This is a genomic window from Brevundimonas sp., assembly GCF_016463485.1.
GTDB lineage: Bacteria > Pseudomonadota > Alphaproteobacteria > Caulobacterales > Caulobacteraceae > Brevundimonas.
Genome location: NZ_JAEMRD010000070.1, coordinates 7,839 through 16,812, shown reverse-complemented (window position 1 = coordinate 16,812; position 8,974 = coordinate 7,839). Strand labels below are relative to the sequence as shown.

Below are 8,974 nucleotides of genomic sequence, written 5' to 3'. Positions count from 1 at the left end.
GGGTTCATCTGCGCGACCTCGGTCGTGGTGCAGTTGCTGAAGCAGCGGGCGCGGCCCTATCTGTTCTCCAACGCCCTGGCGCCGGCGGTTTGCGGGGCCTCGATGGAGGCGATACGGATCGCGCAGGGGGCCGAGGGCGACGCCCTGCGGACCCAGCTGACGGCCAATGCGCAGCGGTACCGGGCGGCGATGACGGAGGCCGGCTTCGACCTGCTGCCCGGCGAGCATCCGATCATTCCGGTGATGCTGGGCGACGCCAAGCTGGCCCAGGATCTGGCGGCGCGGATGCTGGAACTGGGGGTTTATGTGATCGGGTTCTCGTTCCCCGTCGTCCCGAGGGGCGCGGCGCGCATCCGGACGCAGATGTCGGCGGCGCATACGTTCGACCACATCGATCAGACCGTCGCGGCGTTCAAGCAGGCAGGTCAAGAGTTGGGAGTGATCTAGTTGCTGTCGAAGCTCGTCATTGACGGGGGCAACGTGGAGAGCCTCGAGGATGTCTATGACCTGGTTGCGCAGCTTCCTGATATTCCGGCCTGGTTCGGCCGAAACCTAGATGCTCTCGATGAGCTAGGCTCGTTCATAAAATACCCCCTCGAGATCACGGTCAGGCACCCGAAAGCCTTGGAGCGAAATCTCGGGCGGAAAGATTTCGCTGTCCTGATCGATGTCCTCGAGAATTTGAGGGATATGGAGGACGAGTTCGAGCCTGCCTTTCCCGTGTCGCTCGTGATCGAGCAATCCTGACGATTGTAGGAGTTTGAGATGACGCAAACCATGAAGGCCCTGGCCAAGACCGGTCCCGTCGAGGGTCTGGAGCTGATCGATGCGCCGATCCCGGTGGCGGGCCCCGAGGATGTGCTGATCCGTGTGCATCGCACGGCGGTCTGCGGCACCGACATCCACATCTGGAACTGGGACGAGTGGTCCCAGAAGAATGTGCCGACGCCGATGATCACGGGCCATGAGTTCAGTGGAGAGATCGTCGCCATCGGTTCGGACGTCCATCGGCCGCTGAAGATCGGCCAGCGGGTCTCGGCCGAGGGCCACGTCATCGACCTGAACTCCGAGGCCGCGCGGGCCGGCCATTTCCATCTGGATCCGCACACGCGCGGCATCGGGGTGAACCGTCAGGGGGCCTTCGCCGAGTTCGTCGTGGCGCCGGCCTTCAACGTCATCGAACTGCCCGACGACGTGTCGGACGAGGTGGCCTCGATGCTGGATCCCTTCGGCAATGCGGTCCACACGGCGCAGCAGTTCGACCTGCTGGGCGAGGACGTGCTGGTCACGGGCGCGGGGCCCATCGGGATCATGGCGGCGGCCGTGGCGCGCCATGCCGGGGCGCGCACCGTCGTCCTGACCGACATCAATGACTATCGGCTGGAGCTGGCTCTCAAGGTCGCGCCGGGCGTGCGGACGCTGAACACCTCACGCGAGGATCTGCGCGACGTGATGAAGGAGCTGGGGCTCAAGGTTGGGTTCGACGTGGCGCTGGAGATGTCGGGATCGCCGATCGCGTTCAAACAGTGCGTCGACACCCTGATCATGGGCGGCGGCATGGCCATGCTGGGCATTCCGTCGAAACCGATGGAGACCGACTGGGGCGCCATCATCCTGAAGGCCCTGACCATCAAGGGCGTCTATGGGCGCGAGATGTTCACGACCTGGAGGAAGATGCTGGGCCTGCTGAAGGCCGGGCTCGACCTCGAGCCCCTGATCACGCATCGACTGGCGTACGATCAGTACCGCGAGGGCTTTGCAGCGATGAAGTCGGGTCAGTCGGGCAAGGTCGTTCTGGACTGGCAGAAGGCCGCCTGAGACCGTGCTGTCGGACACCGCCCGATACGCCATGCGGGCGATGATGGTCCTGGCCGAGCGCGACGGCCACGCCTCGATCCTGGAGGTCGCCACGGCGGCCTCAGCTCCGAGGAAGTATCTGGAATCCATCCTGCTGCGGCTGAAGCTGGACGGGCTGGTGGTGTCCTTGCGGGGCAGGGCCGGCGGCTATGCCCTGTCGCGACCGGCGGGCGAGATTTCGGTCGCCGACATCATCCGGGCCACGGACGGGCCTTTGGCGCTGGCGCCCTGTGCGTCACGGACGCGGTTCGAGGCCTGCGAGGACTGCGCGGATGTGGAGACGTGTCGGATCCGGTTCGTGCTGCTGGAAGGGCGGGATGCATTGGCCGAGGTGCTGGAACGGCGCACGTTGGCGGATCTGGTGGGAACGCTCTCCTCCCCGTCGCGCAGCGATGGCGCTGCGGGCGGCTCGTATACGAGCCGTCCTCAGGCGCGGCTCGGCTTCGAGCCGTGACGGAGGGGGCGACTCGGTCTGTCCTGTAGGGGTGTGAAAGCCCTCACTTTCGATAACGTGTCGCCCCCTCCGTCACGGCCCTGAAGGAGGGCCGCGCCACCTCCCCATGCTGCGCACGGGGAGGAGAAGCGTGCCTCGACCCTAGTACCGCGCCCGGATCGTCAGCCCCACGGTCCTGGGATCACCGGGCGTCCCCAGCACCAGGCCCGAGTTGCCGGCCTGGACCGTCAGCAGCTGCATATAATCCTCTTCCAGCGCGTTCTTGACGAAGACGAACGCCTCCCACCCCGCCTCAGAACGGAAGCCGGCGCGCAGGTTGACGATGCTGTAGCCCTCGATCTCGGTGTACCTCGAGACCGAGGCGTCCGCGTTGTAAGTCGAGCGGTAGCTGGCGTCGGCGCCGAAATAGGCCTCGCCCGACTGGCCGAGCGCGGTCGTGTCGGCGTGGACTTCCCCCCCGATCGCGCCGGCCCAGGGGGATACGCCCGGGAGTTCCTTGCCCGAAAGATCGCAGGCGATCGTCGCCGTGCCGATCCGCTCCAGGGGGCAGGGGCCGTTCTTGAAGTCGGCGTATTTCGCGTCGGTCCAGGAGACGTTTGCGTACAGGTCGACGAACGCGTTCGGCCGGGCGAAGGCGTCCAACTCGATGCCCTGGATCTCGACCTTGTCCGCATTGGCCAGATAGCCGCGCAGGGCGCCGGGGCCGGTGTCGACGACGTTGGCCTGATAGTCCTCCACGTCGGTGCGATAGGCGGCCAGGTTGGCGGTCAGCCGCTTGTCGAACAACTGGGTCTTGAGGCCCAGCTCCCAAGTCGTCACCGCCTCGGGCTCGACGGTGGCGTTGGTCAGGGACGGGCTGCCGTTCGGCAGGTTGGGGATGCCGGCCATGTTGATGCCGCCCGACTTGAAGCCCCGCGCATAGCTGCCATAGACGAGGATGTCGTCGCTGACGTCATAGGCCAGAGACACCTGGCCCGACAGGTCGCCGTCCGAGATGTCGGCGGCATAGCTCTGGGGCCGGGCGACGCCGAGGCGGCGGGTCAGGTCGGCCGCCGTGCCCGGACCGCCGCCGCTGACGGTCGAGGCGTAGACGCCGCTTTTTTCTTCATGGGTGTAGCGAAGGCCCGGCGTCAGGTGCAGCCGGTCGGTGATGTTCCAGGTGAACTGGCCGAAGACGGCGAGTGAGTCGGTCTCGATGCGGCTGTCGTTGAACACCGTGTAACCGTCGAGCAGGCCGGGGTTGGTGCCGGGGACGGGCACGCCGCCCACGGTTACCGTCGTCAGCCAGTAGGAGGCGTTGCGGCCGTATTCGGTGACGCCGTGGGTCTCCACCGCCTGATGGAAGGCATAGGCGCCGACGGTCCAGTCGATCCGGTTCGATCCGTTGGACGACAGCCGGAACTCCTGGCTCGACTGGTCCTGATCCGACGGGTTGGCCGACTGGCGGGTGATGTCTAGTGCGGTGTAGTCGCGGTCGTTGGCCGGCCGCCAGTCCCACGCGCGCCAGGCCGTGATCGAGGTCAGGGTGGCCCAGCCGAAGTCGTAGTCGACGATGGCCGAAAAGCCGCGCTGGATCTGGTCGGCGCCGATCGCGCCGTCCACGTCGGCGATGCGGTCATAGGGGTTGGTGCTGGCGGGCACATAGCCCAGCCCGGCGGCCAGGGCCGGGAAGCGCAGGTTCACCGGCTTGGCGGTGTCGCCGACCCGCACATACAGCTGGGTGCAGCAATCTGGCGTCTGGTCCGAATAGTCGCCGAACAGGCGGACGGTCAGATTGGCGGTGGCCTGGAACAGCAGCGAGCCGCGCAGGCTGATCGAGTCCTGCGAGTTCTGCTCGCGGTCGACGGTGACGTTGTCGAGGAAGCCGTCGCGGCGCGTCGAGACGAAGGACAGGCGCGCGGCCAGTTTGTCGTCGATCAATGGCCCGGAGATCGAGGCTTTGGCTTGCAGGAAGCCATAGTCGCCGATGGTGACTTCGCCTTGCGCGTCCGGCGTGAACGAGGGCGCGCGGGTGGTGATGTTGAGGGCTCCGGCCGTGGTGTTCTTTCCGAACAGCGTCCCTTGCGGCCCGCGCAGGATCTCGATTCGGTCGATGTCGACGAAGTCCAGCGTCGCCGTGGCCGGGCGGCTGTAATAGACCTGATCGATATAGATGCCGACGCCCTGTTCCAGCCCGTCGTTGGCCAGGCCATAGCTGGCCCCCAGGCCCCGGATTGTGATGGCGGTGTTGCGCGCGTTGGGGCTGAGCAACTGGACCGAGGGGGCCAGCTGGGTCACCTGACCGACGTTGTAGGCGCCGGTGCGGTTCAGCAGCTCTTCGTTGATGACGGTCAGGGCGATCGGCACGTCCTGGGCCCGTTCCTCGCGGCGCCGTGAGGTGACGACGATGTCGCCCAGCGAGGCGAAGCCGGGGTCCAGCGTGGATTGGGGCGCGCCCTCCGGTGGGGTGGGTTCGGCGGCGACCGGCGCGGCTTCCGGTGCGGCGACCTCGGCCAGCGCGGGCGCGGCGCAGCAGATCGCGACCGTCGACACCGCGGCCAGAAGGCCGGTCCGAAGGGCGGGGAGGGATGTAGGCATGACGGTTCCTGCGTTCGCGATATGCGGCGCGATCAGGGTGTCATTAAAAACCTAGCTGTGCAGTAGAGTTTTACTGAGGCGCGTTTGCAGTTTTCCGGCGCGGCCTTTGGAAGAAGGATCACCGATGGCTCGGGCGGTCCCCCGCTTGACGCGCACCACACGACGGGTGACGAGCACCCATGAACTATCGCCACAGCTTCCATGCCGGAAACTTCGCCGATCTGGTCAAGCACGCACTGGTGCTGTGGCTGGTGAAGGCGCGCCAGGCCTCAGGGCCGGTCGCGGTGCTGGATACCCATGCGGGGGCAGGCCTCTATGACCTGCAGGGCGACGCGACCCGCTCGCGCGAGGCCGAGGCCGGGGTCGCGCGGCTGATGACGGCGACGGACCTGCCGGCGTCGCTGGAAGCCCTGGCAAAAGAGGTGCGGGCCTTGAATCCCGACGGCGGCGTGCGCTGGTATCCGGGCTCACCGGTCCTGGTCGCGCGGGCGCTGGGGGGCGACGACCGCTATCTGGGTTTCGAGATGGTCGAGGCGGTCCAGGCCCTGCTGGCTGACGCCCTGGCTCCGTTTCCGGAGGCCGACAGTGCGGCGGCGGACGGCTATGCGGCGGTGGTGGCCGCAGCGCGGGCCGCCGACGCGCCGCTCATCCTGATCGATCCCCCGTTCGAGCGCGCCGACGACTATCTGAGGGCGGCCGAGACCGCCGTGGCCCTGGTCCGCGCCGACGCCGGTGCGACGGTGGCCATCTGGACCCCGCTCAAGGACCTCGAGACCTTCGACGGCTTCCTGAGGCGGCTGGACGGGGTCGGGCCGGTGCTGGTCGCCGAGGCACGTCTGAGGCCTCTGACCGACCCGATGAAGATGAACGGCTGCGCCATGGTGGTGGTCAATCCACCGCCGGGCACCGATGCGGTCGCGGCCGAGATCTGCACCTGGGTCGCCACGGCCCTGGGCGAGGCGGGGGGCAGGGGGGAGGTCTGGCGACTGTGACGGTCGGTCAGGGTCAGCGCCCTGGAACCACGATCCGGGCCGCGCGCTGACGAGAATGCGCAATCATTCTCTGCACCGTGCCATGACCGCCGTCGTGGCGGCCCTGGGCCATCCCGCCAGCCTGATCGTCCTGCTGATCTTCGCCGTCGTCTGGCGATGGGTCGAGCCTGAAAGCTTCGACCTCCACGCCGTGGCGACCCTGGTCGCCGTCGCCATGACCCTGGTCATCCAGCGGGGCCAGAATCGCGACACCGCCGCCCTTCAGGCCAAGCTCGACGAACTGATCCTGGCCACCGACGGGGCCCGCAACGAGGTCGCCGGCCTGGATCAGGAGACCGCCGACGACATCGAGGAGATCCGCAATGCCGGAACGACGCCGTAGACGGCTGTCCGGAATGCTTCAGGTTCGCAACTTCGATCGAGCAATCCCTTGTCCTGCAAGGGATCGGCTCATTCTTGAGTCGATTTGGTCGGCCTGGTCCCGACGGCGGGTATGATCCCGGGCCTATGGGTCTTTGACATCCCGCATCCGTTCCACGGAGGCCGGACTCCTCGGACTCCTCGGACTCCTCGGACTCTAATTTTCGAGTCCGGACAGTCCAGGAAAAGACGTCGGGCACGAAAAAAGGCGGCGGTCTCGCGACCACCGCCTTTCATCCGTCTGACGGTCTGCGCGCCTGGGATCAGTTGACGCCGGCCATGCCCTTCTTGAGGACGGGCGAGATCGCCAGCAGCAGAACCCCCACGCCGACGCCCACCCAGCCGATGGTATTGTACAGGGACGCATAGGTCTGCAGCGCCAGGGCCGGATCGGTGACGACCCCGGCCACCGTCGCCGTCGCCGTGGCCTTGGCGATGACGCCGGCGGCGATGTGCGCGACCGAGCTGGACAGGAACCAGACCCCCATCATCAGGCCCACGACCCGTTCCACCGACAGCTTGGTCACCATCGACAGACCGACCGGCGAGAGGAACAGTTCACCGACCGTGTGCAGGAAGTAGGTCAGGAACAGGAACATCAACGGCACGCGGAAGTCGACGTTGGCCGCGTTCAGAGACGCCCACGCCAGCAGCAGGAAGCCCGAACCCACCAACGCCAGGGCTGCGGCGAACTTCACCGGGGTCGACGGCTCCAGGCCGCGCTTGCCCAGGGCGACCCAGAGGCCGGCTACCAGCGGCCCCAGCAGGATGATGATGCCGGGGTTGAAGGACTGGGTATAGCCGACGTTGAACCAGGACGGCATGGCCGTTGACTGATCGGCGAACAGGCTGAGCGACGACCCGGCCTGTTCGAACAGGGCCCAGAACAGGACCGAGAAGAAGATCAGCACCTGAGCGACCAGCATGCGGGAACGATCGGTGCCCTTCAGCCTGGTCACCGTATAGCCGACGACGGCGACGAAGATGGCGCCGGCCGCCCAGGGCAGGACCGCTTCGATGATCTCGTGCCGGCGGATCAGCAGCCAGGTCGGGAAGACGGCGACCAGACCACCGATCCAGAACACGACCTCCAGCGGAACGCCCAGGACCTTGGTTCCTGCGAGCTTCTCGGGGTTGGGCGGAGCGCCGCGACCCTCGAGCCAGGGCTGACCCAGGATGAAGGTCAGCAGGCCCGCCAGCATCCCCAGTCCCGCGAGGCCGAACCCGTAGGCCCAGCCGTAGGTATAGCCGAGGTAGGAACAGGCGATCGTGGCCAGGAAGGATCCCAGATTGATACCGACGTAGAAGATGGTGAAGCCGCCATCCCGACGCGGATCGTTCTCTTCATAGAGCGCGCCCACGACCGTCGAGATATTGGCCTTGAGGAAGCCCACGCCGACGATGATCAGCGACAGGGCCAGGAACAGCAGGGGTTCTCCGACCTGGGTGTCCCGCGTCGTGTCCAGCGAATAACCGCCGACGGGGGTGAAGGCCGGGAAGCCGCCCGCAGGGGCGTCGACGGCCGTCACAGGCGCGACGGGTGCGCCGGGCGCACCGCCGGGCTCGACCTGGGCGGGCGGGACGCGGGTGTCCGCCGCACCGATCCGCTTGACGCCTTCGGGCGTGACCTCGATCTCGACCCGCTCGGCCCCGTTGACCGCGAACAGCTTGCGATCCTGGTTCCGGCCATCGACCTCGATGGCATAGGTCGTGTCGCCGATGGTGATCCGCTCACGACCGCCGGTGCCCTCGAAGGCCATCGTGAAGTGACCGAGTACCAGCAGGACGGCGCCGATGATCACGGCCTTGCGCGATCCCAGATACTTGTCGGCGATCAGCCCGCCGATGACGGGCATCAGATAAACCAGGGCCGCATAGGCGGCGTAGATGCCTTGCGCCTCTTCGGGGCCGAACAGGAAATGCTGGATCAGATAGACCGTCAGCATGGCCCGCATCCCGTAGAAGGAGAAGCGCTCCCACATCTCGGTGAAGAACAGGATCACCAGCCCCCGCGGGTGCCCCAGGAAAGTCTTGCGAGGCGAAAGCCCCCCCATATCCGTCGTGCTCAAACGCTCACTCCCTCATGCAGCGCCGACCCGGCGCGCTTTGAGAGCATAAGCAGCACGGCGGCAAAGGCCCGACAAGTCTTAAGGATGAATCGAAAGCGTAACCCCGGTGTCTCAAACCCTCTGGATCAGTGGAAATCCCGCGATCCGGGCAGGATCCGGACGTCCCGGGGATGTCGGCCGCGACCCGCGCCCGACGGGGCATGGCCCGATCCCGGCGTCTGGCTCATCGACAGCTGGCCCAGCATGGGGGTCCAGTCGATCAGGTCCTCGACCACCAGATGGGTCACGCCTTCCGCCCGCTGCACCCGGCCGCGTGCCAGGACCATTCGCGCGCCCATGGCGATGGGCCGAAGCCGCTCGAACACGTCGGGCCAGACGACCAGGTTGGCGACCCCGGTCTCGTCCTCCAGCGTCAGGAACACCACCCCCTTGGCCGACCCGGGACGCTGGCGCACCAGCACCACACCGCCGACCGCCACCCGCCGGTTCTCACGCGCCGCCTGATAGTCCAGCGCCGTCATCGCCCCGGCCCTGGCCAGCCGATCGCGCAGGAAGGCGACGGGGTGGCCCTTCAGCGACAGGCGGATGGTCTGATAGTCGCCGAC

At 67.0% G+C, this 8,974-nt stretch carries 9 protein-coding genes; 6 read left to right on the top strand and 3 right to left on the bottom strand.

Going from position 1 to position 8,974, the window contains the following annotated elements; translation table 11 throughout:
- The 4 genes from JHC99_RS11100 to JHC99_RS11085 form a co-directional block, all read left to right on the top strand.
- A partial coding sequence (locus JHC99_RS11100) for an aminotransferase class I/II-fold pyridoxal phosphate-dependent enzyme (RefSeq protein ID WP_292154231.1) occupies nucleotides 1-447 on the top strand: 447 nt, incomplete at its 5' end.
- The gene (locus JHC99_RS11095) at nucleotides 448-747 is read left to right on the top strand and encodes a barstar family protein (protein ID WP_292154229.1); all 300 of its coding nucleotides are present in this window, start codon (nucleotides 448-450) and stop codon (nucleotides 745-747) included.
- Nucleotides 748-777: 30 nt separating this feature from the next.
- On the top strand, nucleotides 778-1,818 hold the full coding sequence (gene tdh, locus JHC99_RS11090) for an L-threonine 3-dehydrogenase (protein WP_366927791.1): 1,041 nt from the start codon (nucleotides 778-780) through the stop codon (nucleotides 1,816-1,818).
- A 4-nt stretch (nucleotides 1,819-1,822) separates the two neighbouring features.
- Entirely contained in the window at nucleotides 1,823-2,311 is a 489-nt protein-coding gene (locus tag JHC99_RS11085) for an Rrf2 family transcriptional regulator (RefSeq protein WP_292154225.1), read from the top strand.
- Nucleotides 2,312-2,452: 141 nt separating this feature from the next.
- Here JHC99_RS11085 and JHC99_RS11080 read toward each other — a convergent pair whose 3' ends face one another.
- The gene (locus tag JHC99_RS11080) at nucleotides 2,453-4,888 is read right to left on the bottom strand and encodes a TonB-dependent receptor (protein WP_292154223.1); all 2,436 of its coding nucleotides are present in this window, start codon (nucleotides 4,886-4,888) and stop codon (nucleotides 2,453-2,455) included.
- Between the two features lie 179 nt (nucleotides 4,889-5,067).
- Between JHC99_RS11080 and rlmJ the strand changes: the two genes are divergently transcribed.
- Nucleotides 5,068-5,880, top strand: coding sequence for a 23S rRNA (adenine(2030)-N(6))-methyltransferase RlmJ (gene rlmJ, locus JHC99_RS11075; RefSeq protein ID WP_292154221.1), 813 nt, complete (start codon nucleotides 5,068-5,070; stop codon nucleotides 5,878-5,880).
- Between the two features lie 55 nt (nucleotides 5,881-5,935).
- Nucleotides 5,936-6,262, top strand: a complete 327-nt coding sequence (locus tag JHC99_RS11070; RefSeq protein ID WP_292154219.1) for a low affinity iron permease family protein — start codon at nucleotides 5,936-5,938, stop codon at nucleotides 6,260-6,262.
- Between the two features lie 301 nt (nucleotides 6,263-6,563).
- Here the strand turns inward: JHC99_RS11070 and JHC99_RS11065 are convergent, their stop codons facing one another.
- A complete protein-coding gene (locus tag JHC99_RS11065; protein ID WP_292154217.1) occupies nucleotides 6,564-8,369 on the bottom strand; it encodes an oligopeptide:H+ symporter in 1,806 nt (601 codons plus the stop codon).
- 125 nt (nucleotides 8,370-8,494) lie between these two features.
- Nucleotides 8,495-8,974 (bottom strand): OB-fold nucleic acid binding domain-containing protein (locus JHC99_RS11060; protein ID WP_292154215.1); only part of this gene is annotated, 480 nt, incomplete at its 5' end.

Excerpts from the sequence above, each read along its gene's own strand:
- JHC99_RS11070 (WP_292154219.1), top strand. The coding sequence starts at position 5,936 with ATGCGCAATCATTCTCTGCACCGTGCCATGACCGCCGTCGTGGCGGCC.
- tdh (WP_366927791.1), top strand. The coding sequence starts at position 778 with ATGAAGGCCCTGGCCAAGACCGGTCCCGTCGAGGGTCTGGAGCTGATC.
- JHC99_RS11080 (WP_292154223.1), bottom strand. The coding sequence starts at position 4,888 with ATGCCTACATCCCTCCCCGCCCTTCGGACCGGCCTTCTGGCCGCGGTG.
- rlmJ (WP_292154221.1), top strand. The coding sequence starts at position 5,068 with ATGAACTATCGCCACAGCTTCCATGCCGGAAACTTCGCCGATCTGGTC.